The organism is Pseudomonas sp. NY11955, assembly GCF_048068035.1.
GTDB lineage: Bacteria > Pseudomonadota > Gammaproteobacteria > Pseudomonadales > Pseudomonadaceae > Aquipseudomonas.
Genome location: NZ_JBLUPS010000019.1, coordinates 76,824 through 100,096 on the forward strand (window position 1 = coordinate 76,824; position 23,273 = coordinate 100,096).

Annotated in this window: 22 protein-coding genes; 16 read left to right on the top strand and 6 right to left on the bottom strand. The window is 63.2% G+C overall.

What is annotated here, in order from left to right; all coding sequences use genetic code 11:
* Positions 1 to 32 precede the first annotated feature (32 nt).
* Positions 33 to 1,001 carry an alpha/beta hydrolase gene (locus ACNFBR_RS25845; RefSeq protein WP_416737359.1) on the top strand — a complete coding sequence of 323 codons (969 nt, stop codon included), beginning with the start codon at positions 33 to 35 and terminating at the stop codon, positions 999 to 1,001.
* A 38-nt stretch (positions 1,002 to 1,039) separates the two neighbouring features.
* On the opposite strand, the gene ACNFBR_RS25850 is transcribed toward ACNFBR_RS25845, so the two are convergent.
* Both ACNFBR_RS25850 and pvdM read right to left on the bottom strand, forming a co-directional pair.
* Positions 1,040 to 2,332: an aminotransferase class V-fold PLP-dependent enzyme gene (locus ACNFBR_RS25850; RefSeq protein WP_416737360.1), complete on the bottom strand. Its 1,293-nt coding sequence runs from the start codon at positions 2,330 to 2,332 to the stop codon at positions 1,040 to 1,042.
* Between the two features lie 17 nt (positions 2,333 to 2,349).
* Entirely contained in the window at positions 2,350 to 3,696 is a 1,347-nt protein-coding gene (pvdM, locus tag ACNFBR_RS25855; RefSeq protein ID WP_416737361.1) for a pyoverdine-tailoring dipeptidase-like protein PvdM, read from the bottom strand.
* A gap of 187 nt (positions 3,697 to 3,883) precedes the next feature.
* Here pvdM and ACNFBR_RS25860 point away from each other — a divergent pair, with 187 nt between their 5' ends.
* Positions 3,884 to 5,485 (top strand): PvdJ/PvdD/PvdP-like protein, encoded by a 1,602-nt coding sequence (locus ACNFBR_RS25860; RefSeq protein ID WP_416737362.1) that lies wholly within the window; start codon positions 3,884 to 3,886, stop codon positions 5,483 to 5,485.
* A gap of 166 nt (positions 5,486 to 5,651) precedes the next feature.
* Here the strand turns inward: ACNFBR_RS25860 and ACNFBR_RS25865 are convergent, their stop codons facing one another.
* The 3 genes from ACNFBR_RS25865 to ACNFBR_RS25875 are packed head-to-tail and all read right to left on the bottom strand — an operon-like array spanning position 5,652 to position 10,208.
* Positions 5,652 to 7,067 carry an efflux transporter outer membrane subunit gene (locus tag ACNFBR_RS25865; protein ID WP_416737363.1) on the bottom strand — a complete coding sequence of 472 codons (1,416 nt, stop codon included), beginning with the start codon at positions 7,065 to 7,067 and terminating at the stop codon, positions 5,652 to 5,654.
* Between the two features lie 3 nt (positions 7,068 to 7,070).
* Positions 7,071 to 9,035: a MacB family efflux pump subunit gene (locus ACNFBR_RS25870; RefSeq protein WP_416737364.1), complete on the bottom strand. Its 1,965-nt coding sequence runs from the start codon at positions 9,033 to 9,035 to the stop codon at positions 7,071 to 7,073.
* Entirely contained in the window at positions 9,036 to 10,208 is a 1,173-nt protein-coding gene (locus ACNFBR_RS25875; protein WP_416737365.1) for an efflux RND transporter periplasmic adaptor subunit, read from the bottom strand. It lies immediately after the preceding gene.
* A gap of 238 nt (positions 10,209 to 10,446) precedes the next feature.
* On the opposite strand from ACNFBR_RS25875, the gene ACNFBR_RS25880 reads away from it, so the two are divergent.
* The 5 genes from ACNFBR_RS25880 (at position 10,447) to ACNFBR_RS25900 (ending at position 13,764) form a co-directional block, all read left to right on the top strand.
* Positions 10,447 to 10,923, top strand: a complete 477-nt coding sequence (locus ACNFBR_RS25880) for a sigma-70 family RNA polymerase sigma factor (protein ID WP_416737366.1) — start codon at positions 10,447 to 10,449, stop codon at positions 10,921 to 10,923.
* Between the two features lie 168 nt (positions 10,924 to 11,091).
* Positions 11,092 to 11,571: a histidine kinase gene (locus ACNFBR_RS25885; protein WP_416737367.1), complete on the top strand. Its 480-nt coding sequence runs from the start codon at positions 11,092 to 11,094 to the stop codon at positions 11,569 to 11,571.
* A gap of 72 nt (positions 11,572 to 11,643) precedes the next feature.
* A complete protein-coding gene (locus ACNFBR_RS25890) occupies positions 11,644 to 12,969 on the top strand; it encodes an MFS transporter (protein WP_416737368.1) in 1,326 nt (441 codons plus the stop codon).
* A gap of 94 nt (positions 12,970 to 13,063) precedes the next feature.
* Complete coding sequence (locus ACNFBR_RS25895; RefSeq protein WP_416737369.1) at positions 13,064 to 13,360, top strand: type II toxin-antitoxin system MqsR family toxin; 297 nt, start codon at positions 13,064 to 13,066, stop codon at positions 13,358 to 13,360.
* A 2-nt stretch (positions 13,361 to 13,362) separates the two neighbouring features.
* Positions 13,363 to 13,764, top strand: a complete 402-nt coding sequence (locus tag ACNFBR_RS25900; protein ID WP_416737370.1) for a type II TA system antitoxin MqsA family protein — start codon at positions 13,363 to 13,365, stop codon at positions 13,762 to 13,764.
* 72 nt (positions 13,765 to 13,836) lie between these two features.
* On the opposite strand, the gene ACNFBR_RS25905 is transcribed toward ACNFBR_RS25900, so the two are convergent.
* Positions 13,837 to 15,519 (bottom strand): electron transfer flavoprotein-ubiquinone oxidoreductase, encoded by a 1,683-nt coding sequence (locus tag ACNFBR_RS25905; protein ID WP_416737371.1) that lies wholly within the window; start codon positions 15,517 to 15,519, stop codon positions 13,837 to 13,839.
* Between the two features lie 532 nt (positions 15,520 to 16,051).
* Between ACNFBR_RS25905 and ACNFBR_RS25910 the strand changes: the two genes are divergently transcribed.
* The 9 genes from ACNFBR_RS25910 (at position 16,052) to ACNFBR_RS25950 (ending at position 23,175) form a co-directional block, all read left to right on the top strand.
* A complete protein-coding gene (locus ACNFBR_RS25910; protein WP_207830090.1) occupies positions 16,052 to 16,801 on the top strand; it encodes an electron transfer flavoprotein subunit beta/FixA family protein in 750 nt (249 codons plus the stop codon).
* The gene (locus ACNFBR_RS25915; protein WP_416737372.1) at positions 16,802 to 17,731 is read left to right on the top strand and encodes an electron transfer flavoprotein subunit alpha/FixB family protein; all 930 of its coding nucleotides are present in this window, start codon (positions 16,802 to 16,804) and stop codon (positions 17,729 to 17,731) included.
* 222 nt (positions 17,732 to 17,953) lie between these two features.
* A complete protein-coding gene (locus ACNFBR_RS25920; RefSeq protein WP_416737373.1) occupies positions 17,954 to 18,775 on the top strand; it encodes a substrate-binding periplasmic protein in 822 nt (273 codons plus the stop codon).
* A 9-nt stretch (positions 18,776 to 18,784) separates the two neighbouring features.
* Positions 18,785 to 19,138 carry a DUF4398 domain-containing protein gene (locus ACNFBR_RS25925; protein WP_416737374.1) on the top strand — a complete coding sequence of 118 codons (354 nt, stop codon included), beginning with the start codon at positions 18,785 to 18,787 and terminating at the stop codon, positions 19,136 to 19,138.
* On the top strand, positions 19,135 to 19,947 hold the full coding sequence (locus tag ACNFBR_RS25930; RefSeq protein ID WP_416737375.1) for an OmpA family protein: 813 nt from the start codon (positions 19,135 to 19,137) through the stop codon (positions 19,945 to 19,947). Before ACNFBR_RS25925 ends, ACNFBR_RS25930 begins: the two co-directional genes overlap by 4 nt.
* Positions 19,948 to 20,162: 215 nt before the next feature.
* Entirely contained in the window at positions 20,163 to 21,605 is a 1,443-nt protein-coding gene (locus ACNFBR_RS25935; RefSeq protein WP_416737376.1) for a PLP-dependent aminotransferase family protein, read from the top strand.
* A 64-nt stretch (positions 21,606 to 21,669) separates the two neighbouring features.
* Positions 21,670 to 22,152, top strand: a complete 483-nt coding sequence (locus ACNFBR_RS25940) for a hypothetical protein (protein ID WP_416737377.1) — start codon at positions 21,670 to 21,672, stop codon at positions 22,150 to 22,152.
* Between the two features lie 129 nt (positions 22,153 to 22,281).
* Positions 22,282 to 22,536, top strand: coding sequence for a YkgJ family cysteine cluster protein (locus tag ACNFBR_RS25945; RefSeq protein ID WP_416737378.1), 255 nt, complete (start codon positions 22,282 to 22,284; stop codon positions 22,534 to 22,536).
* Between the two features lie 33 nt (positions 22,537 to 22,569).
* Positions 22,570 to 23,175, top strand: a complete 606-nt coding sequence (locus ACNFBR_RS25950) for an START domain-containing protein (protein ID WP_416737380.1) — start codon at positions 22,570 to 22,572, stop codon at positions 23,173 to 23,175.
* The last annotated feature ends 98 nt before the right edge of the window (positions 23,176 to 23,273 follow it).

Here is a 23,273-nt window from a genome sequence, read left to right on the forward strand (position 1 = left end):
TTCGAGTCACATTGTCCACCCAAGGAACCCACATGGCACTGCACCCTGATCTGGCGGCATTTCTGGAACTGGTCGAGTTTGGCCGGTTGACGGGCAGGAGCCTGCCCATGCACGCGATGGACGTGGCCCAGGCCCGGGCCGAGTTCGCTGGCAGCTCGCAGGTACTCGACCCGAGCCCGCCGGGCAACGTCACGGTCAACGAACTGCAGGTTACCGCGCGCGACGGCGCCCAGCTGGCCGCGCGCTTGTATCGCCAGGGTGAGGCCGGTGCTGCCTTGCAGCCGGTGATTTTCTACCTGCACGGGGGCGGCTATGTGGTTGGCAGCCTCGACTCGCACGATTCGGTGTGCCGCCGCCTGGCGGCCCTGGGCGATTTTGCGGTGCTGGCGGCGGATTACCGGCTGGCACCGGAACAGCAGTTCCCGATGGCCTTGCACGATGTGCTGGATGTCGCCAACTGGCTGGCCGAACAAGCAGCGGCACTGGGCCTGGACAGCCGCCGGGTGGTGTTGGCGGGGGACAGCGTAGGTGCCAGCCTGGCGGCGGTGCTGGCCATTACGGCGGTCGAGCATCCCGAAGCGCTGGCGTTCAAGCCGCTGGCGCAACTGCTGTTCTACCCGGTGACCGATATTTCCTGCCAACGCGCTTCGCATCGCGAGCATGCCGAGGGCTATCTGCTGGAGACGCCCACGCTGGAGTGGTTCTACCAGCACTATGCACCGCAGCCCGAGCAGCGCCTGGACTGGCGGGTATCGCCGTTGCTGTCGACGTTGCGTACACCGCTGGCGCCGGCTTACCTGTTCGTGGCCGAGTATGACCCGTTGCATGATGAAGGCATCGCGTACCGTGACTGGTTGCTGGCGGGGGGCACAGCAGTGACCTTTGCGCGGCAGGAAGGGCTGACCCATGACTTCTTGCGCATGTCGGGGATCGTGGGGCAGGTGGAGGGGATTTATCGGGATGTCGGGGAGTGGTTGCAGCGGGTCGCTGGCCAGTCCTGACTTGGGATCGCCGGGGCCGCAAAGCGGCCCCCACGGCTTCACCCGCGAACGCGCTTCTGCAACACCTCCACCAACCGTTCGATCTCGGCCTCGGTGTTCAGCAACCCAGGCGCCGTGCGCACCACCGGTCCCGCATCCCGCGATACCGCATCCACCACAATGCGCTGGCTGTTAAGGTGCTTGGCCACCTCATCGGCATCCTGCCCTTTGACCCGGAAGAAGCTGAACCCCGCCGAATAGCGGGCGCTGCGGGGTGTCACCAGTTCGATCCCCGGCAGTGCCTCCAGGCGCTGCTTGAGGGCGTCATTAAGCCCATGGATACGCGCCTGCACCGCCGCCTTGCCCAGTTGCAGGTGCAGTTCGAACGCCTTGCCCAATGCCCAGCGATGCTCGAACGCGTGGTAGCCGCCTGGTGTCATCACCGTGGCGAAGTCTTCATTCTCCGAGAACGTGGCGATGGTCGGGGTCAGCTGTTTCAACTCGGTCGATGCCGCGCAGATGATCCCGGTCCCTCGCGGCCCGAACATCCACTTGTGGGTGCCGGCAATGAAGTAATCGCAGTTGAAGTCGGCAAAACGCACGTCTTCGACACCAAAACCGTGCACGCCATCGATCACATAGATGATCTGGTCGTTCTCGTCACGCTGGCGGTTGACCTCGCGCACCAGCTTGCCAATTTCGCCCACAGGCAGTTTCACGCCACTGCCCGAGTGCACCCAGGTCATGCCCAGCACCCGGGTTTTCGGCCCGATGGCGGCTGAGATGGTGGCCAGCACCTGGTCGCTACTGACCTTGGCGGGGTCTTCGAACAGGCGCAGGCGCCGCACAGGCGTGCCGTCGCGCGTGGTGCGAAAACCCATGGTATGGCGCGCGGCCGAATGCTCGTGCACGGTGGTGAGAATTTCCTGCCCTGGCGCAATCTTCAGCCCGCCATAGATCAGCCCCAGGCCCTCGGTGGTGCTACCGGTCAGGGCGATTTGCCTTGGGCTGACTTCAAGATAGCGTGCAGCCCATTCACGCACGGCGGCTTCGTGCTTCCATTCCGACTGGCTGTCCCAGTCGACCATGCGTGCCGGTTGGCGGTCGAACTGGGCGCGCAGGGCCTCGATAGCTTCGCGCACGGGCCTTGGGTGCGAGGTGATCAGGAAATTGGCGAAGTGTGCGTAGGTCGGGTCCAGCTCGAACAGCCCGCGAAACGCGGACCAGTCATCGGCCGAGGCGGGTTTGACAGGTGCCGCGTGGGCGGCGGGCAGCAACGGGCCAGGGCCGGTCAGTGGCAGGGCGGCAGCCAGCAGGCCGGCCTGCTTGAGGAAGGTTCGACGGTGGTTCATCACAGTGCTCGAAAGTGTCAGGGAGACGAAGTGGCAACAGGCAGCGCGGCGCGCTGTACCTGCTCCCACACACGCAGGAAGTTGCCGCCCCAGAGCTTGGCAATATCCGCTTCGGAGTAGCCGCGACTGATCAGCTCGGCGGTGACGTTGCGTGCGTCACCGGCGTTCTGCCAGCCGTCGATGCCGCCACCTTCGTTGAAGTCCGAACTGAGGCCGACATGGTCGATGCCGACCTTGCGCACGGTGTAGTCGATGGCATCGCCATAGTCCTTGAGCGTGGCGGGCGGTTCTTCGTCGAGAATGCCGTACAGCTCGTTGGCGTACTGGCCGACCTTCTGCTCGGGCCAGCCGGCGATTACCGGGTCGCCGGGCATCAGCGCGTAGTTGAGATTGGCCAGCGGCGGCAGGTCGTAGCGGGCGCGCAGGGCGTTGAGTTTGTCCTGGGTCTTGCTGCTGAGCGGCTTGAGGTAGGTGGAGAAGGCTACCAGCTGGATCACCCCGCCGCTGTCCTTGATCAGTTGCAGCTCCTTGTCGGAAAGGTTGCGGTTGATGTCGACCATAGCCCGTGGCGCGGAGTGCGAGGCCACCAGTGGCGCGCGGCTGAGGGCGGCCACCTGGGCCAGCGCCTTGCTCGACATTTGCGACACGTCGATGATCACGCCCAGGTCATTCAGCCGTTGCACGGCGCGCTTGCCGGTCGCTGACAAGCCTTCCAGTGCATCGACGGTGTCATTGAAGAACGGCAGCGGGCGCGAAGAGTCGGCCCAGCTGTTGTTGCCCACGTAGCTGAAGCCGAACATGCGCACACCGCGCGCGGCCCAGCGGTCGAGCTGGTTGATGTCGTCACCCAGCGCATAGGCGTTGAGCATGCTGAGAAACACCGCGAACTTGCCTTCGCCGTGCAGGCGCCGCATGTCTTGCGGGGTATAGGCAATACCGACCTGCTGCGGAAAGTCGCGAACCATCGCGGCAATGGCGCTGTAGCGCACTTCCTGGGTGTGGCGGGCGGCCTCGACGAAGCCTGGGGTCGGGCGGTGCGGGCCATCGTTGCCGGTCCAGGATTCTGGCCAGGCGAAGATGGTCAGGGCGGCGCCCGACAGGCGCCCGCGTGCAGCTTTGGCCAAGTCGAAGCGGCCATCGCCATCCTTGTCGGCCTCGCTGCCTTCGGTGCCGAAGGTCAGCGGCAGGGTGATGTGGCTGTCGAACGAGATGATGCGTTCCTGCAGGTCGTTGGCCTGGCGGGTCACCTCGCGGGAATAGCCGGCTGGGGTGGCGAAGTAGTGCCAGGCGGCATACCCGGCGCCGGCGGCAAGCGCCGCGGCCAGGCTTATAAACAGGGCTTTCTTCCAGCGTGGAGTCGTCATCTTGGTCTCAGTTGGTTCACCGTCGAGGGATGGGCACAGAGGCCGCCGCTACCTGCAGTGAACGAGCTCGCCAGGCAAAAATTTAGCCAGTGCCATCGGCCGTGCGCCGCTAAATTTCGTGGGCTGTGCAACGTTCTAGCCTTGGACGGGCCGTGCTCCATGGCCGCAATGAATGCACAGGTATGCAATGACGATTTCCCGACGCGGTTTCATCGCCGGTGTGGCATTGACGGGTGTGGTGGTGCCTGGCGCGCTGGGTGCACTGTACGTGCAGCGCCAGCGGGAAGAAGCCGAGGCGTTCCCGGAAACCCCAGGCGAGGCCGTGGTCGAGCTGGCCGACACCCCCTTGCAGCAGTTAGGCGACACCCTGCGTGGTATCTGGCGCTGGACCCTTCAGGGCAAGGATGCGGGGTTGGACGGCCTGCCGGCAGGTGAGCTGGAGCTGTTCCTGGATGTGGCGGCCAGCGGTCGTGCCCTGCGTGGTTATCTGGATACCCCTGAGCGCCTGCGCGGGGACGAGGAACCGCGCTACCGGGTGGTCGGCGACCTGTTGGCGGACAAGCCGGGTACCTTGCGCTGGCGGCTGTTTTCAGCCCAGGCGCGCTATGAATGCCATATCGTGCTCGATGAAGTCTGGGGCCGGTTCGGCAATGCCGGCCCGGCCACCCTCAACGGGCGCATCGCACGCATGGACCGCGCGCTGACATTACCGGTTGAGGACAACCACTTCCTGGCGTTGAAACGCACCTTCCCCGAGGCGCGCGAGCGTACCCCGCTGAACCCGCAACTGCTGGCCTGGCTGATCGCCCCGGAGCATCGCTTGTTCCATCAGTTGTGGCACTCCTCGCGGGACAAATGGCACAAGCTGGACAAGAGCAAGCAGGGTGCCCTGCGAGGCCTGGGCTGGCAGCCTGGGCCGCGAGATCGCGAGCGTGACGCACGCGGTCGACACAAGGACCGCAATGGCTCGGGCGAGGACTTCTTTTTCATGCACCGGCACATGCTTGGCAGCGCCCGTGCCCTGCAAGACCTGCCGTCCTGGTCGCGCTTCCCGCTGCCGCAACCGGAGCTGGAGCGTGACCGCGCAGGCTTTGCCCGCTATTTCGACAACCACGACGGCAACGCCCTGCCACCTACCTGGCTGGCCAGTGGTGACGAGGAGTACACGCAGTGGGTGCGCGACATCAAGACACCAGATACCTATCACGGTAATTTCCAGGTCTGGGAGTCGCGCTATACCGATCCTGAGTACCTGAGCACTCTGACCCTGGGCCAGTTCGGCTCGGAGGTCGAGTTGGGCCTGCACGACTGGTTGCACATGCGCTGGGCATCGGTGCCACGCGACCCCGCCAACGGCATGCCGGTACCGACGGCGCGTACACCGGACGATTTTGCCGAGCGTTGGTTCGCGGCGGACAACGACTTCCTCGGTGACCCGTTTTCTTCCCATGTGAACCCGGTGTTCTGGCATTTTCACGGTTGGATCGATGACCGCATCGAGGACTGGTTCCGTGCCCATGAGAGGTTGCACCCGGGGGAGGTACGGCGCCTTGAAGTCAACGGTGTGCCATGGTTCGCGCCGGGGCGCTGGGTCGAGGTGGCGGACCCTTGGCTGGGGCCGGATACCCACGGCTGTTCCACCGTGCCGGGGCTGCGGCCTGGGCGCAGTGTGGAGATGGACCCGGAGACCATGAAGTTGGCGTTGCGTATCATCTACAGCGATGACGATCTGTTCGACAAGCTACGGCCCAAGGTGCCGCAGCGGCCTTGGTATGCACGTAACCTGTAGGAGCAGCCTTGTGCTGCGAAAGGGCAATTGCTGTCGAAGCGAAGAGGCCGGTAAGGCGAAAGACTGTAGTTGGCAGTTATGGCCTCTTCGCAGCACAAGGCTGCTCCTACAGGTACGGCGTCGACCAGTTGTCTTGCGCTGTACCTGTAGCTTGCGGCGATAGGGGCTACTGCCCCACCTGCCACCCACCCCCTAGTGCCTTGTACAACGCCACACTGCCTTGCAACCGGGCCAGACGCAGTTGCGCCTGCTGGTCCTGCGCCACATACAACGTGCGCTGGGTCTCCAGCACGCTCAACAAGGTCTCGGCCCCTGCGCCATAGCGCTGCTGTGCCAGCTCGAACGCCAATCGCGCCTGCTGCAGCTCCTCGTCCTGCCACTGCCGCTGGCGGTCTACGCCCTGGATCGCATTGAGCGCTTTCTCGACATCGGCAAAACCCGCCAGGATGCTGCCGCGATAGGTCTCCAGCAATTCCGCCTGTTCGGCCTCGGCCAGCTCATGGGCAGCGCGTAGCCGGCCGTTGTTGAAGATGGGGGCCACCAGGCCGCTGGTGAGGGTGTAGTAGGAACTGTCGAGCAAATGGGCAAAGGTGTTGGCGCCAGCGCCGACGTTGGCCCCCAGGGTCAGCTTGGGCAGCATGGCGGCGCGGGCAACCTGCACATTGGCACTGGCGGCGGCCAGCCGGGCCTCTGCCGCGGCAATGTCCGGGCGGCGAGTGAGCAGCTCGCTCGGTACGCCGCTGCCAATGCTTGGCCATTGCAGGGCTTCTATCGCTTCCTGGCTGGCGGGTAAGGACTGCACCGGGTCACCAAGCAGGGTCGCCAGGGTGACACGGCTGTCGCGCCACTTCTGTTCCAGCAACGGCAGCTGGCGTTGCTGGGTAGCCACCAGGCTGCGCTGCTGGGCCAGTTCCAGGCGCGTGGCGGAACCGCTGCGCTGACGTGCTGCGACCAGGCCCAGCACGTCCTCGGCATTGCGCAGGTTAAGGCGGGCAATGCGCAGTTGCTCTTCCAGGGCCAGGCCCTGCAGGTAACTGTCGGCGACGGCGCTGACCAGGGTCAGCTCGACGGTCTGGCGGTCGAAACGGCTGGCGTCGAGGCTGCGCAGGGCATTGTCGCGGGTAGCGCGCAGGCCGCCCCAGAAGTCGATTTCGTAGCTGGCGCTGAGCTGAGCGTCGAACGAGGTGCTGGTGCGCTCGCTGCGGCTGACGTCGAGCTGGTCATTGCCGTCGCCATGCAGCAGGCGCTGGCGGTTGCCGTTCAGGCCCAGTTGCACTTCTGGCAGCAAGGGGGCGCCGGCCATGACCGCGCGGGCCTGGGCCTGGCGCACCCGCGCGGTGGCGGCGGCCAGGTCGTGGGCGTTGTCCAGGGCATGCTGTACCAGGCGGTCCAGTTCACGGCTGGCAAAGGCTTGCCACCACTGTGCTGTCGGCAGGTGTGCCGAAGGCGCCGTGGCGTCGCCTTGCCAGGCGATTGGCGCGACGATGCCGCTGGTGGGTGTGGGTGGTGTGCTGCAGGCGGCAAGGGTTGCACACAGGGGCAAGCACAACGTCAACAGGCTGATGCGGCTAGGCAATGTCATGGGCTATTCGCTGGTAAGGGCTTTGACCGGGTCGAGGCGGGCGGCCTTGCGCGCTGGCATGAAGCCGAACACGATGCCGGTGACGACGGCGCAGGCGAAAGCGCCGAGCATGGCGGGCAGGGCGAAGGCGACGGCCACCTCGGCCAGCATCAGGCCGCCGCCGATGGCCAGGGCCAAGACGATGCCGGCCAGGCCGCCGACCATCGACAGCATCACCGCCTCGCTGAGGAACTGGCGCAGGATGTCGCGCTGGCGCGCGCCGGTGGCCATGCGTATGCCGATTTCTCGGGTGCGCTCGCGCACGGTCATCAGCATGATGTTCATCACGCCGATGCCACCCACCAGCAGCGAAATCGCGGCGATTGCCCCCAGCATCAGCGACAGGCTGTTCTGCGTGCGTGCCTCGGCCTGGATCAGTGCGGCGTCGTTGGTCAGTTCGAAGTCCTGGCGGCCGTTGTGGCGTTGGCGCAGCAGTTGGTCGATGGCGGCTTCGGCCTGGTTTACCCGGGTGGAGTCGAGGGCGGCGACGGCGATGTAGTCTGGGTCACGCTGGCCGAACAGGCGGATGGCGGCAGCGGAGTAGGGCACGGCGATGCGCCCGTCGCTGTCCTGGTCGCCGGAGCTTGCGCCTTTGCCTGCGAGAATACCGATCACCTGGAACGGCACATTGCCGATCAGAATGTACTGCCCCAGCGGATCGCGGCCAGGGTCGAGCATCTTCTCTCGGACTTTTTGGCCGATCACCGCCACGGCAGCCGCATTGGCCTCGTCGGATTCGCTGTAGAAACTGCCCTGCACCGCCGGCCAGTTGAAGATTTCCGGGAAATAGGTGTTGTTGCCGCCCACGTAGAACGTCTGGCTGTTGTTGCCATGGCGCACCATCAATTTTTCGCCGATCACCGGCATCACGTGCTTGACCTGTGGCAGTTGGCCGATGGCCGCCACGTCGTCGAGTGTGATGGTGCCGGCGGGCTCGCCCAGGGTTGCCGGCTTGCCGTTGAGGTAGAGGATGTTCGAGCCGAAGGCGGCCATCTGCGCCATGACCTGGCGCTTGCTGCCTTCGCCCACGGCCAGCATCACCACCACCGAGGCCACGCCGATGACGATGCCCAGCAGGGTCAGGGCGGTGCGGAAGCGGTTGACCCACATCACCCGCCAGGCGGCCTGCAGGGCTTCGAGCAGCTCGCCTTTCCATGCCCCGCGCAAAGTGGCGCCGCGGTCCAGGCGCTGGCGCAGTTGCTCGGCTTGCAGGCCTTGACCGCTGTCGATCACGGGCTGTTCGCTGGCCGAGTCACTGATGATCAAGCCGTCGCGAATCTCGATCACCCGCTGCGCCCGTGCCGCCACTTCGCGGTCATGGGTAATCAGGATGATCACATGGCCCTGGCTGGCCAACTCGTCGAGCAATGCCATCACCTCGGTGCCACTGTGGCTGTCGAGCGCGCCGGTGGGCTCGTCGGCGAGGATGATATGGCCGCCGTTCATCAGCGCGCGGGCAATCGACACCCGTTGCTGCTGGCCGCCGGACAACTGGTGCGGGCGGTTGCCGGTGCGGCTGGCCAGGCCCAGGCGGCCGAGCAGGGCGCTGGCGCGGGCATGGCGCTCGTCGGCGTCGATGCCGGCATAAATGGCCGGCATCTCGACGTTTTCCTGGGCCGAGCCCGAGGGGATCAAGTGATATCCCTGGAACACGAAGCCAAACGCTTCGCGGCGCAACCAGGCCAGTTCGTCGCTGTCCAGGTCGGCCACGTCCTTGCCGGCGAAACGGTAGCTGCCAGAGGTGGGGCGGTCGAGGCAGCCGAGAATGTTCATCAAGGTCGACTTGCCTGAGCCGGAGGCGCCGACGATGGCGACGAACTCGCCGGGGTGGATGCTGAGGCTGATGCCATGGAGGATGTCGACCTTGGGGGTATCGACACCGCCGTAGGATTTACGGATGTCGACCAGTTCGATCAGAGGTGCGCTCATTCAGCCTCCACTCACGGCGGGGGCGCCAATGACCAGGCGCTCGCCTTCGTTGAGGCCGTCCAGCACTTGTACCCGCAAACGGTCGCTGAGCCCGGTGCGCACCTGGCGCTGTTCCACCTTGCCGTCGCCGGTCAGCACACGCGCCAGGCGCAGTCCGTTGGCGTCGTCCAGCGCGGCCAGCGGTACGGTCAGCACCTGACTGGCGCTGCCTGCGACGAAGAATACTTGTGTGGTCATCTCGGCCATCAGCGCGCCGTCGGGGTTGTCGACGTCCAGCAGCACGCTGTACTGCACCACTTGGCTGCCGGTGCTGCCATTGCTGACGCTGGCCGGGCTGCCGCCACCTTGGCTGGCCTGCTCCAGGGGCTTGGGCGGGATTGGCAGCACCTGGCGCACGGTGCTGGTCCAGCGGCGCTTGCCGCCGGCCAGGGTGGTGAAGTAGGCGGTCATGCCCGGTTTGACCTTGCCGATGTCGGCCTCCGACACCTGGGCCCACACGGTCATCGGCGAGAGTTTGGCGATGCGCAGGATCAATGGGGTTTGCTGCTGGGCGTTGAGGGTTTGCCCTTCACGGGCATCCACCGCCACCACCGTGCCGTCCATGGGCGCGTAGATACGCGTGTAGCCCAGTTCGGCTTCATCGCTGCGCAGGCTGGCCTGGGCCTGGCGGATCTGCGCCAGGAACATGTCGATGCGCGCCTGGGTGACCTTCAGCTGCGCGGCGGCGGTTTGCACGTCTTCGTCACGGGTGGCGCCGGCCGCGGCCAAGTCGCGCTGGCGCTTGAGCTGTTGCTGGGCCAACAGGTATTGCGCGCGTTGTTCGGCTAGTTGGGCCTTGAGGTTGTCGATCGAGAAGCGCCCGGCATCCAGCCGCGCCTGCTGGGTGGAGGGGTCGATCTCGACCAGCAGTTGGCCTTTGCGCACGGTGTCGCCGACTTCGACGTGCAGCTTGTGGATTTGCCCGGAGGCCTGGGCGCCAACATCCACGTAGCGCCGCGGTTGCAAGGTGCCCAGCGCGGTAACGCTGCTTTCGATGTCGGCGCGGGTCACGGTGACCGTGCTCAGCGGCTGGGCGCCATAGGGCAGGGCCTTCCAGGCCAGCAGGCTGCCCAGGCCGAGCAGGCCCAGGCCAGTGAGCAGCACACGGCGACGGGTGTTGGTTAAAGGTCTCATGCAGACATCCAGCCAAGGGGTGTGGGCACGCGCACTCAGTGGCAGGCGCGAACCGGGTGCCAGATAGACGAAAGCGGTGAAGGGGGATTTAGCGGGAGCGGGCGAACGCAGGTCTTGCCTGCCCTTGTTGCTGAGAATAATTATAATTTGTAAGATCGCACGTTGACATCACTCGGTCCCGCGTCGCTGCCTGAAAGGGCTTTCTGGCAAGCGCTGGCAGGGCATCTCAGGTAACGTCGTGGAACATTACTATCGCGAACTGGTGGGCTTCCTTTCCGCGCGTCTGGGCAGTCGCCAGGCCGCCGAGGACGTGGCACACGATGCTTACCTGCGGGTGCTGGAGCGCACCGACGCCGAGCGCATCGAGCACCCCCGCGCCTTCCTCTACCGTACCGCGCTCAACCTGGTGGTCGACCGCCACCGGCGCCATCTGGTGCGCCAGGCCGAGCCGCTGGAGGTGCTGGACAGCGACGAGCGTTGGCACAGCCCGGCCCCCGCCCACGACATGCAACTGGATCAGCGCCTGGCGCTGATGCAGCGTGCGCTGGATGAGCTGGGCAAGGTATGCCGCGACTGCTTCCTGCTGCGCAAGCTCGAGGGCCTGTCGCACCAGCAGATTGCCGAGCACCTGGGCATTTCCCGCAGCCTGGTGGAAAAGCACATCGTCAATGCCATGAAGCACTGCCGGCTGCGCATGCGCCAGTGGGAGTGCTGATTGCCGAGTTAAAGGCAAATGCAAATTCCGTCAGTCAATCACTTGATTTATGCGCATTTCCCGACTTCTATCAAGTAAGACCCCTGCCGGGCTTGGTGCTGGCAGTAGCCGTAACTGGCGCAGTTTGGTCATGGAATGCACCCATTACCCCACTGCCCAGGTCCGACCATGGCAAACAAGACCCTGCGCATCCTCATTGCCGACGCACACCCGTGCCAGCGCCTGCAGCTGGAGCGGCTGCTCAATGGCCTGGGCTATTACCGGATAGCCCCCGTGGACAGCTTCGAGGAACTGCAGCGGCTGGTGCAGTGTGCCTTGCAGCCTTTTCACCTGCTGCTGGGCAATATCGAGCTGGCCAGCCATGCCGGGGTTGACCTGGCGCGTTTCTGCCGCGTCAGCACTCAGATCCAGCACGCCCTGCTTTACCACTCTGCCCAGTTGAAGGTGCCCGCGGTGCCGCAGGCCGAGCGCCAGGCAGTGAGCCTGAGCCTGCCACAGGTGCCCGATAACGAGGCGTTGGAGTCATTCATGGCGATCATCGATGCACCGCTGCTGCTCGGCAAGTTGCCGCTACCGGGAACCTTGCCGGCGAATACCGCGCGGCAGCGGCCGCGGGCCAACTTCGCGCATACGGTGTTCAACCGCTAGCGGCGCCGTAGTCGGGGCAACAGGGCGGCTATTTGTTATGCTCTTGCCCTTTGCCGATTTGCGGAACCTGCCATGACTGCCATCGATACCGCTCGCCCGCCCCGGTTCAGCCGCGGCGACCACCGGACCCTGGGCCTGGCGGCGCTGGGCGGCGCGCTGGAAATCTACGACTTCATCATTTTCGTGTTCTTTGCGCTGACCCTCAGTCAGTTGTTTTTCCCGCCCGAGATGCCCGAATGGCTGCGCCTGCTGCAAAGCTTTGGCATCTTCGTCACCGGCTACCTGGCGCGGCCGCTGGGCGGCATCTTGATGGCGCACTTCGCCGATCACCTGGGGCGCAAGCGGATATTCAGCCTGAGTATTCTGATGATGGCGCTGCCATGCCTGCTGATCGGGGTAATGCCGACCTACGCCGACATCGGCTATGCCGCGCCATTGATCCTGCTGGCCTTGCGTATCCTGCAGGGCGCGGCGGTGGGGGGCGAGGTGCCGAGCGCCTGGACCTTCGTCGCCGAGCACGCGCCTGCCGGGCGGCGCGGCTATGCCCTGGGCTTCCTGCAGGCTGGGCTGACCTTCGGCTACCTGCTGGGGGCGCTGACCGCGACCTTGCTGGCCCAGGTGTTCACCCCGCAGGAAATCCTCGATTACGCCTGGCGCTACCCGTTCCTGCTGGGCGGGGTATTTGGTGTGATCGGCGTGTGGCTGCGCCGCTGGCTCAGCGAAACACCGGTGTTTCTCGCCCTGCGTGCGCGTCAGGAGCAGCCAGTGAAGTTTCCGCTGCGGCGGGTGCTGGGCGAGCACCGTCAGGCATTGATCCCAGCCGCGCTGTTGACCTGTGTGCTGACCTCGGCTGTGGTGGTGCTGGTGGTGATCACGCCGACGGTGATGCAGCAGCGTTTCGGCATGAGTGCCGGGCACACCTTTGCCTTGAGCAGCGTAGGCATCGTCTTCCTCAACATCGGCTGCGTGCTGGCCGGGCTGTTGGTTGACCGCGTGGGCGCCTGGCGTGCACTGATGTTCTACAGCCTGCTGCTGCCGCTGGGGATCGGCGCGCTCTACGCCAGCCTGGTAGGGCAGTGGGGTTTGACCTGGCTGGCCTATGCGCTGGCAGGGTTGAGCTGCGGGGTTGTGGGGGTGGTGCCGTCGGTGATGGTCGGGCTGTTCCCGGCCGAGATCCGTGTTTCGGGCATTTCCTTCACCTACAACGTGGCCTACGCGCTGTGGGCCAGTACCACGCCGCTGGCACTGATTGCGCTGATGCCGTGGAGCCCGTGGGTGTGTGTCGGGTTTTGTCTGATCATGGGTACGGTGGGGCTGCTGACGGCCTTGTATTTCGGGCGTCGGGAGCCACTGGCGTTTTCGGCGGAGCCGATGCCGATCATGTGTGGTGACAAATGAGCCGATAACGGCCACAGGGCATTGAGGCATCCTTCCGGGCGGGGGTTATTGGAATAACCTATTAGCCAAATTTAACCTGGAAGGTTAATTTCTCATGGAAAAGAGAACACCTCATTGTCCGCTGGAGCGGGTAAAAGCCCTGGTTGCGGAAAGACGCATCAGCCCTACGGGTGCTGCATTGAGGGGCGCCAAGGCACTGGGGATGGATTATCCGGGCATCCTCGAGGTGATCGCCGGTTTGAAGCGAGATGACTTCTACAAGAGCATGACCAGCCACATTGACCATCGGATTTGGCAGGATGTGTATCGCCCGCTTACGGCAGTTGGGAACGTTTATCTGAAAGTTTCCGTGGTAGACGAAGTGCTCATCGTGTCTTTCAAGGAGATGTAAACATGAGATGTCCAATTTGCGGCGGTGCGGAGCTTGCACCTGACACTCAGGGTATGCCCTTTAGTTACAAAGGAGAGGCAACCGTAATCCCTGACGTCAGTGGCGATTATTGTTCCGCCTGTGGTGAGTGCGTACTTAGCCATGATGAAGCCATGCGTGTCAGCAGCCTGATGACGGCATTCGAGCGCCAAGTCAACGCGACTGTTGTGGACCCTTCCTTCATTGTCTCCATGCGCCGGAAATTCGACCTTGACCAGCGTCAAGCGGGGGAAATTTTCGGTGGTGGGGTAAATGCTTTTTCTCGCTATGAAAACGGCAAGACCACGCCACCCGTGGCGCTGGTGAAACTGCTGAAGCTGCTGGATCGCCACCCAGAGCTTTTCGAGGAAGTACGTACAGCCTGATGTTGGCGGCTAACAAAAAGCCCTTGGTTCGCGAAAACCAAGGGCTTTTTGTTAGCGCTAGGGTAGGGCCCCTTACATGTTCGGGTAGTTCGGCCCGCCGGCGCCTTCAGGGGTGACCCAGGTGATGTTCTGGGCCGGGTCCTTGATGTCGCAGGTTTTGCAATGCACGCAGTTCTGCGCGTTGATCTGGAAGCGCTTGTTGCCGTCTTCCTGAGTGACCACTTCGTACACGCCCGCCGGGCAGTAGCGCTGGGCCGGCTCGTCGTACAGCGGCAGGTTGCTGGCGATCGGAATGCTTGGGTCGGTCAGCTTCAGGTGGCAGGGTTGTTCCTCTTCGTGGTTGGTGCTGGAGAGGAATACCGAGCTGAGCTTGTCGAAGCTGAGCTTGCCGTCCGGTTTCGGGTAGTCGATCTTCTTCGAGTCCGCCGCGAGCTTGAGGCAGGCGTAGTCCGGCTTGGTGTCGTGCAGGGTGAACGGCAGCTTGCCGCCGAACCAGTTCTGGTCGATATAGTTGAACGCGCCACCGAGCAGCGGGCCGAACTTGTGCAGCGCCGGGCCGAAGTTACGGCTGGCGAACAGTTCCTCATGCAGCCAGCTGGCCTTGAAGGCATCGACGTAAGTATTCAGCGCATCGCCGCCTTCGCTGCCGGCGATCAGTGCGTCAGCCACGGCTTCAGCCGCGAGCATGCCCGACTTCATCGCGGTGTGGCTGCCCTTGATCTTGGAGAAGTTCAGAGTGCCCAGGTCGCAACCGATCAGCGCGCCGCCGTTGAAGACCATCTTCGGCAGCGAGTTCAGGCCGCCTTTGCAGATGGCGCGAGCGCCGTAGCTGATACGCTTGCCGCCTTCGAGGTACTGGCTCATCACCGGGTGGTGCTTCAGGCGCTGGAACTCGTCGAATGGCGACAGGTATGGGTTGGCGTACGACAGGTCGACGATCAGGCCGACCACCACCTGGTTGTTTTCCAGGTGATAGAGGAACGAGCCACCGGTGTTGTCCTTGGCCATTACGTCCAGCGGCCAGCCGGCGGTGTGCACCACCAGCCCCTGCTCGTGCTTGGCCGGGTCGATTTCCCAGATTTCCTTCAGACCGATGCCGTAGTGCTGCGCGTCGGCTTCGCTGTCGAGGTTGAAGCGCTTGATCAACTGCTTGCCGATATGGCCACGGCAGCCTTCGGCGAACAGGGTGTACTTGGCGCGCAGTTCCATGCCCGGGGTGTACAGGCCGTCTTTCGGGTTGCCTTCACGGTCTACGCCGAGGTCGCCAGTGACGATGCCACGGACTACGCCGTTGTCGTCGAACAGCGCTTCCTGGGCGGCGAAGCCCGGATAAATTTCCACGCCCAGGTTCTCGGCCTGCTGGGCCAGCCAGCGGCACAGGTTGCCCAGCGAGATGATGTAGTTGCCATGGTTGTGCATGGTCTTGGGCACGAACAGGTCAGGCACCTTGGTCGCGCTGCCGGCATCTTTGAGCACGTAGATGTCATCGCGCTTCACTTCGGTGTTCAGCGGCGCGCCGAGTTCCTTCCAGTCGGGGAACAGCTCATTCAGGGCGCGCGGTTCGAACACCGCACCGGAGAGGATGTGGGCACCGACTTCAGAGCCTTTCTCCACCACGCAGACGCTGATTTCGCTACCGGCTTCGGCGGCCTTCTGCTTCAGGCGGCAGGCGGCGGACAGGCCCGCCGGGCCGGCGCCGACGATGACCACGTCGAATTCCATGTATTCGCGTTCCACTGGTTCTCTCCTACTCATCAAGGCTCGTGCTGTTGCTTGGTCTTATGGGTGCTTGCGCGCAGTGGCTCGTCACGGGAGCGAAACTGTAGCTGCGCAAATGACGGACTACACCGTTTTGTCTTGGCCGCGCATTATATCTACACCACTTGGCGGGTCCAATACAAACGTTTGTTTGAATTTGCCGCAGGCCAGTAAAATCACAGGTACGCGGCTGGAGGGTGACCGATTTGCCGTATTGACCGGATTGGGTGTTACGGTCAAGATACGAGCGGTTTTACGTTCGCCGTAGGCTTGCAGCCGGGCGCAGGTACACCTCTAAAGACCAGGTGTGGAGCAGGGTTTTGCGGGCTTAGGCCGGTTTGTAGTGGAGTTTACACGCCACGACAGAAAATGACCCGTGAGTATTTATCGCGATGGTCCGAACAAGACTGTTCGGTCACTGTGAAGTTACCGCCTCCCGACACGTCTTTAGAGGTGCCCTTGTACCCACGCGCATCGCCGGGCTCAGCCCCAGGCGACTATCTATTCACCGGAGAGTAACGAGGAATCCATGAAGGTTCTTGTAGCTGTCAAACGAGTGGTCGACTACAACGTCAAGGTTCGCGTCAAGGCGGACAACTCCGGCGTCGACCTTGCTAACGTCAAGATGTCCATGAACCCCTTCTGCGAAATCGCCGTGGAAGAGGCCGTCCGCCTGAAGGAAAAGGGCGTTGCGACCGAGATCGTCGTCGTTTCCGTTGGCCCGGCCACTGCCCAGGAGCAACTGCGTACCGCCCTGGCCCTGGGTGCCGACCGTGCCATCCTGGTAGAAGCCGCTGACGAACTGAACTCCCTGGCCGTGGCCAAGGCGCTGAAAGCCGTTGTCGACAAAGAACAGCCGCAGCTGGTCATCCTCGGCAAGCAGGCCATCGACAGTGACAACAACCAGACCGGCCAGATGCTGGCCGCGCTGACTGGCTACGCCCAGGGCACCTTCGCCTCCAAGGTCGAAGTCGCTGGCGACAAGCTCAATGTCACCCGTGAAATCGATGGCGGCCTGCAGACCGTTGCGCTGAACCTGCCCGCGATCGTCACCACCGACCTGCGCCTGAACGAGCCGCGCTATGCGTCGCTGCCTAACATCATGAAGGCCAAGAAGAAGCCGCTGGAAACCGTTACTCCAGACGCGCTGGGCGTTTCCCTCGCCTCCACCAACAAGACCGTGAAAGTTGAAGCCCCGGCTGCCCGCAGCGCTGGCATCAAGGTCAAGTCGGTGGCCGAACTGGTCGAGAAGCTGAAGAACGAAGCGAAGGTAATCTAAATGACTATCCTGGTTGTCGCTGAATACGAGAACGGTGCCGTAGCACCTTCCACCCTGAACACTGTTGCCGCAGCCGCCAAGATCGGTGGTGATGTGCACGTGCTGGTCGCAGGCCAGAGCGTCGGTGGCGTTGCCGAGTCCGCTGCCAAGATCGCTGGCGTGGCCAAGGTGCTGGTTGCCGACAACGCAGCCTACGCTCACGTCCTGCCAGAGAACGTCGCGCCGCTGATCGTCGAGCTGGCCAAGGGTTACAGCCACGTACTGGCCCCGGCCACCACCAACGGCAAGAACATCCTGCCGCGCGTTGCCGCGCTGCTGGATGTGGACCAGATCTCCGAGATCATCTCGGTCGAGTCCGCCGACACCTTCAAGCGCCCGATCTATGCCGGTAACGCCATTGCCACCGTGCAATCGAGTGCGGCTATCAAGGTCATCACCGTGCGTACCACCGGCTTCGACGCCGTGGCCGCCGAAGGTGGCTCGGCTGCCGTCGAGGCTGTTGGCGCTGCGCACAACGCTGGCATTTCGGCCTTCGTTGGCGAAGAGCTGGCCAAGTCTGATCGCCCAGAGCTGACTGCTGCCAAGATCGTCGTTTCCGGCGGCCGTGGCATGGGCAACGGTGACAACTTCAAGCATCTGTACAGCCTGGCCGACAAGCTCGGCGCCGCTGTGGGTGCCTCGCGCGCCGCGGTCGACGCAGGCTTTGTGCCGAACGACATGCAGGTCGGCCAGACCGGCAAGATCGTTGCGCCGCAGCTGTACATCGCTGTCGGTATCTCGGGTGCGATCCAGCACCTGGCCGGTATGAAGGACTCCAAAGTGATCGTTGCGATCAACAAGGACGAAGAAGCGCCGATCTTCCAGGTAGCCGACTACGGCCTGGTTGCCGACCTGTTCGAAGCGGTTCCGGAGCTGGAAAAGCTGGTCTGATCCGCCTGCTTCACTTATAAAGAACCCGGCCCCTCACAGGGCCGGGTTTTTTTTGGCCTTTTCCGATGCGGCGCTTGGTGCGGTTCCTGTAGGAGCAGCCTTGTGCTGCGAAGAGGCAGTCACAAATGTTTGGTCATACCGGCCCTTTCGCAGCACGAGGCTGCTCCTACAGGTACGGCGTCTACCTGATGGGCCGGGGCCGAGCAATACAAGGAGTGAGCAATGGTGCTGCATAAAGCAGGCAGGGTGCTGGCATGCCTGGCAGTGTTGGTGTCGCCGCTGGCCATGGCAGCCAGCAAGTGCGAACGCCTGGTGGCAACCGGCAGTCCTGATGCGCCGCCCTATTCGTGGCAAGACCCGAAAGACCCGAAACACCTGATTGGCGCCAACGTCGACTTGTTGCGCCAAGTGGCGAGCGAACTGGGCGTGAAGGTCGAGGTGCTGAGCGCCGGCCGTCGTGAACAGGCGCTGGAGGAGGTGCGCAGCGGGCGCATGGACCTGCTGCTCGACACCCCCATGCAGGTGGAGCAGCTGACTGCGCTGGACTACCTGCATCCGCCGTTGCAGCTCAACGAGTACCTGGTGTGGACCCGTCACGACGCACAGTTGACCTTCGATGGCCCTGCGGACTTGGCAAAGTATCAGGGCAGTTTGTCCGAGCGTGCGCGCCTGACCCCGGCCTTCACGGCGTTCGCCAAGGCCCAGCTGAAACTGGTGCCGGCGCAGAACCTGACCCAGGCGTTCCAGAAACTGGTGCTCGGCCAGGTGGACTATGTGCTGGCTGGCCGATACTCCGGCATGGCCATGGTCCAGAGCCTGGGGATGAGCAATGACCTGATCGCCCGCGGCCTGCCGGTGGATCGGCCGGGCCTGTACCTGGCGCTGTCGCACAACTCGGCGTGCAATGACAGCTGGTTGCGTGGGCAATTGGCAAAAAAACTGACAGAATTGCCGATCTCCGGTGCGTCCGAGGCTGTGCTGCAACGTAATGTCGAGCGCTGGAAAGCGCAGTTGCAGGTGCCGGCGGACGCCCCCAAACACTAGGAAGATTGCGTGAGAACCCAACCACTAATCCTTGCCCTGGCCGTGCTCGGCCTGGCTGGCTGCGCCAACGACCCGGCCCCTGACGAGCAGATGCGCATTTCCGAACAGGCACTGGAACAGGCCAAGGCCGTCGGCGCCACCGAGCAGGTCGAAACGCTGAAACTGGCTGAAGATAAACTGGCCCGCGCCAAGACCAACATGCTGACCGAAGACTACCGCGACGCGCGCATGCGCGCCGAGCAGGCCGAGCTGGATGCGCGCCTGGCCGAAGCCCAGGTGCTGAACCAGAAGAGCGAAGAGCAGCTGCAACTGCTGCAGTCGCGGGTCAAGCGCCTGCGCAAGCAGTTGGAGGTGCAGCCATGATCCGTCGTATGCCATTGGCTGCGCTGGCTATGCTGGTATTGGCGGCGGGTTTGCAGGGCTGCGCCAGTCAGCGCAGCAGCGCCGCGCTGGATGAGGCCACCGCAGCCTTCCAGAAGGTCAAGGATGATTCCGATGTGCTGCGCAGTGCACCGCGTGACGTGATCCGTGCCGGCGAGTCGCTGGCCCGTGCCGAGCGCTTGTCCAGTTACATTGGCACCGGATCCGATGTGCGGCATTACGCTTACCTCAGCCAGCGCTACAGCGAGATTGCCAGCGAGCATGCCAAGCTGGCGCTGAATCAGGAGCGCCAGGCCAAGCTCGACCTGGAGCGCCAGCGTCTGCAGCTGGCTTTGCGCGAGGCCAAGTTGGCCAGCGTGCAGCAGCAGGGTAAGTGGGTCGAGTCGCAAATCGCCGCATTGGCTTCGGAGCAGACCGACCGTGGCCTGGTGATGACCTTGGGTGATGTGCTGTTCGATACCGGCAGTGCCGACCTGAAAAACTCGGCCAGCCGAACTGTGCTCAAGCTGGTGCAGTTCCTGCAACTCAACCCCCGTCGTGTAGTGCGTATCGAGGGCTATACCGACAGCACCGGCCTGGCCGAGGACAACCTGAAGCTGTCGCGCGACCGGGCGCAGTCTGTGGCCGACATGCTGGTGGACCTGGGTATCGACGAAAAACGCTTGCAGGTCGAGGGCTACGGCGACCAGTACCCGATCGAGGCCAATGCCTCGGAGCGGGGCAGGGCGCAGAACCGCCGGGTGGAGATCGTATTCTCCGACGACAAGGGCAAGCTCGCGCCAGCGCGCTGAGTCTTGCCAGCTCCCACAGGTGCGCGCAGCCTTGTGGGAGCTGGCGAGTCCGCGAAGGCGCGCAAAGCGTTCCCGCTTTTTGTCGGTCTAATCGTTTCGATAGCTATCACGCTGTTGTATTGTCGACTATGTTGCAATCTGTCCCAGTACACTTTGCAACTGTTACGGTATCCTCTACCGTCAGTGCCCCGTACAAGAACAACGAGCCTGTCGCCATGACCAACCTGCTGCTGTACCAGCGTATCGCCCAGCAACTGGCCGATGACATCCGTCGTGGTGTCTACCAGCCAGGCGAGCGGGTACCTTCCGTGCGCAAGATGAGCGCTCAGCTCAATGTCAGCCATGCCACGGTGTTGCAGGCCTATGCCAACCTCGAGGATCAGGGGCTTATCCGGGCACGGCCGCAGTCTGGCTACTATGTGCACCAGACCCCGGCCTTGACCGCGCAAACCCCGGACATCGCCCGGGTGGAGCGCCCTGGGCTGGTCACGCGCGCCAGCATCATTCAGCAGGTGCTGACCGAGGCGCGACGCGATGGCGTGTTCCCGTTTGGCGCCGCGGTACCGCATGTTGACTACCTACCCGTGCGCGCCCTGCATCAGCAAATTGCCAAAGTGACGCGTTTCCATAGCCCGCGTGCTTTCAGCTACATGTTCAGCCCAGGTTTCGAACCATTGCGCCGGCAGATCGCCATTCGCATGCGCGATGCCGGCGTGCTGGTTGACCCGCGTGAAGTGATCGTGACCCATGGGTGCGTCGATGCCCTGCAAATGTCGCTGCGCGTGCTGACCCGCCCGGGCGACCTGATCGCCGCCGAATCACCGACCTATTACGGTTTGCTGCAGTTGGCTGACCTGCTGGGCCTGAAAGTGATCGAAATCCCCAGTGATCCGTCCACTGGCATCAGCCTTGAGGCCTTGCAGTTGGCGGCCAACCAGTGGTCGATCAAGGCCTTGGTGCTGACGGCGCGCCTGAGCAATCCGCTAGGCGGCACGATCCCGGAAGAGCGGCAAAAGCAACTGCTGCGCCTGGCCTCGGACTTCGATATCCAGATCGTCGAGGACGATATCTATGGCGAGCTGATGTTCGAGCAGGGCAAGACCAAGGCGCTGAAGGCGTTCGACCGGTTGGACCGGGTGATCTACTGTTCGAGCTTCTCCAAAACCTTGTCCCCTGGCGTGCGCGTGGGTTGGATGATCGCTGGGCGTTACCAGGACGAGATTCAGCGCCTGCAGACCTTTACCACGCACTCGGCCTGCAGCGTGACGCAGATGGGTGTGGCAGCCTATCTGGAAAATGGCGGCTACGACCGGCACCTGCGCTACATACGCCAGGAATATCGCAAGAACCTCAGTGCCTATCAGCTGGCGGTGCAGCAGCACTTCCCCGAAGGTACCCAGATGACCCGGCCGACAGGCGGTTTCATCCTCTGGGTAAGCCTGCCGGGGCGGGTCAATACCCAGGAGCTGCATGTGCGTGCGCTAGAGCAAGGCATCAGCATTGCACCGGGTCTAATATTCAGTAACACAGAGCAGTTCAACCACTGCATCCGCCTCAATTGCGGCATCCCGTGGAACAAAGAGGCCGAGCGGGCGGTGATTACGCTCGGTTTGCTGGCGCAGCAGTTGTGCAGGGAGCCTGCGCTCACACCTTTGTAAGGCTTGCCAGCCGCCTGTGGAACAGGGAGCATACGCACCTTTCCTGTCAGCCTGTCCATTTGCCATGAATGCTTTACGCCATTTTGCTCTGATCTTGTGCCTGGCACCGCTCTGCTACCTGGGTAGTCCAGCCTTGGCTGCGCAGCCGGCAAGCCAGGCACAGGCCGCTCAGGGTAAGCAGGTGCCCAAAAAGGTGGCAGCCAAGCCTGTGCAGAAACAGGCGGCAAAACAGGCCGGCAACAAGAAGGCCAAGCCAGCGCACAAGCCAGTCAGCAAAGCTGTTGCCAAGCCCTTGCCCAAAGCAAAGCTGGACCTCAGCCTGCCGGTCGATATGGTCAACAGCCTTGAGCCGAATGTGGGCACGCCTTCGCCCATCCAGCGGCGCAAACCTTTGCTGCCGCCCATGTTCACTGAAAAGCCTGAGACCAATGACAGCCCGTTCCAGCTCAATGGTCGGCTGATCAACAACGAAATGCAGCTGCAACTGCGCAATGACAGCCGCCATGACGTGGAAGGGGCGGCCATCGATTTCGAGTACCGCCAATAGGTTTGAACTGACTGCTGGGTCACGGCGGATTTCATCGTGCCAGCAATTTCAAACGCCTGTTTGAGCGGTTACTATCCAGGGACGTTCGTCCCGTTTTGTTCCAGGGAGTCCTGATTTTGGTGAAAAGCCATGAATTGCCGTGAGGGCTGCGGTGCCTGCTGCATCGCCCCGTCCATCACTTCCGCGATGCCGCGCATGCCCAGCGGCAAGCCGGCGGGCGAACGCTGCCTGCACTTGACTGCGGCCAACCTCTGCGACCTGTTCGGCAAGCCTGAACGGCCCGCGGTATGTGGTGGTTTCAAGGCGGACATCGAGGTGTGTGGCAGTGACCGTGACGAGGCGATCAGGATTCTGGGTTGGTGGGAGCAGATGACGGCGGCGTGACAGGCTGGATCTTCGACAACAAGGATAAACATGATGAGATCGTTCAAGCGTATTGCACTGCTGTGTGGCGTGGGTGTTCTGCTGTCGCCTGCGGCCTGGGCCGAAAACTGGCAAGTGGCCAAGGACGAGGAGGGGATCAAGGTGTCCCTCAGCGAAGTGGCTGGTTCCAAGTACAAGGCTTACCAGGGGGTTACCCTGATCAAGGCGCCTTTGGCCAAGGTGCAGGCACTGCAGGAAGACGTGGTCGGGGCCTGCACATGGATTCATGAGTGCAAATCGCAGAAGTTGCTCAAGCATGAAGGTGACCAGAGCTGGACCTATACCCAGTTCAATACGCCATGGCCGGTGACGCCGCGTGATTCGGTGCTGCATGTGACCACGGTCAAGGGAGCTGATGGTAGCCTGACCCGTAACCTGATCGAAGAGCCGACCTATATCCCGGAAGAGAAGGGCTTTGTACGGGTGGCCAAGGTCGAGGGCTTCTGGAAGCTGGTGCCCAAGGGCGATAGCACGGAAGTGACCTACCAGGTGCACACCGAGCCGGGCGGTAGCGTGCCGGCGATGGTGGCCAACAAATTCGTGGTCGATGCGCCGTTCAATACCCTGAAAGGGTTGCGTGAGCGGGCTGAGAAGAACTGAGGTCTTCGGTTTACCTGTGCCGGCCTCTTCCGGGGGTGGCCCCCGGGGAGGCCGGGCCAGGATGGAAAAAAAAAGGGGCCCGAGGGGGGCCGTGTTGT

Coding starts and splice junctions, on each gene's coding strand:
- ACNFBR_RS25845 (WP_416737359.1), top strand. CDS start 33: ATGGCACTGCACCCTGATCTGGCGGCATTTCTGGAACTGGTCGAGTTT.
- ACNFBR_RS25850 (WP_416737360.1), bottom strand. CDS start 2,332: ATGAACCACCGTCGAACCTTCCTCAAGCAGGCCGGCCTGCTGGCTGCC.
- pvdM (WP_416737361.1), bottom strand. CDS start 3,696: ATGACGACTCCACGCTGGAAGAAAGCCCTGTTTATAAGCCTGGCCGCG.
- ACNFBR_RS25860 (WP_416737362.1), top strand. CDS start 3,884: ATGACGATTTCCCGACGCGGTTTCATCGCCGGTGTGGCATTGACGGGT.
- ACNFBR_RS25865 (WP_416737363.1), bottom strand. CDS start 7,067: ATGACATTGCCTAGCCGCATCAGCCTGTTGACGTTGTGCTTGCCCCTG.
- ACNFBR_RS25870 (WP_416737364.1), bottom strand. CDS start 9,035: ATGAGCGCACCTCTGATCGAACTGGTCGACATCCGTAAATCCTACGGC.
- ACNFBR_RS25875 (WP_416737365.1), bottom strand. CDS start 10,208: ATGAGACCTTTAACCAACACCCGTCGCCGTGTGCTGCTCACTGGCCTG.
- ACNFBR_RS25885 (WP_416737367.1), top strand. CDS start 11,092: ATGGCAAACAAGACCCTGCGCATCCTCATTGCCGACGCACACCCGTGC.
- ACNFBR_RS25890 (WP_416737368.1), top strand. CDS start 11,644: ATGACTGCCATCGATACCGCTCGCCCGCCCCGGTTCAGCCGCGGCGAC.
- ACNFBR_RS25895 (WP_416737369.1), top strand. CDS start 13,064: ATGGAAAAGAGAACACCTCATTGTCCGCTGGAGCGGGTAAAAGCCCTG.
- ACNFBR_RS25900 (WP_416737370.1), top strand. CDS start 13,363: ATGAGATGTCCAATTTGCGGCGGTGCGGAGCTTGCACCTGACACTCAG.
- ACNFBR_RS25905 (WP_416737371.1), bottom strand. CDS start 15,519: ATGAGTAGGAGAGAACCAGTGGAACGCGAATACATGGAATTCGACGTG.
- ACNFBR_RS25910 (WP_207830090.1), top strand. CDS start 16,052: ATGAAGGTTCTTGTAGCTGTCAAACGAGTGGTCGACTACAACGTCAAG.
- ACNFBR_RS25915 (WP_416737372.1), top strand. CDS start 16,802: ATGACTATCCTGGTTGTCGCTGAATACGAGAACGGTGCCGTAGCACCT.
- ACNFBR_RS25920 (WP_416737373.1), top strand. CDS start 17,954: ATGGTGCTGCATAAAGCAGGCAGGGTGCTGGCATGCCTGGCAGTGTTG.
- ACNFBR_RS25930 (WP_416737375.1), top strand. CDS start 19,135: ATGATCCGTCGTATGCCATTGGCTGCGCTGGCTATGCTGGTATTGGCG.
- ACNFBR_RS25935 (WP_416737376.1), top strand. CDS start 20,163: ATGACCAACCTGCTGCTGTACCAGCGTATCGCCCAGCAACTGGCCGAT.
- ACNFBR_RS25940 (WP_416737377.1), top strand. CDS start 21,670: ATGAATGCTTTACGCCATTTTGCTCTGATCTTGTGCCTGGCACCGCTC.
- ACNFBR_RS25945 (WP_416737378.1), top strand. CDS start 22,282: ATGAATTGCCGTGAGGGCTGCGGTGCCTGCTGCATCGCCCCGTCCATC.
- ACNFBR_RS25950 (WP_416737380.1), top strand. CDS start 22,570: ATGAGATCGTTCAAGCGTATTGCACTGCTGTGTGGCGTGGGTGTTCTG.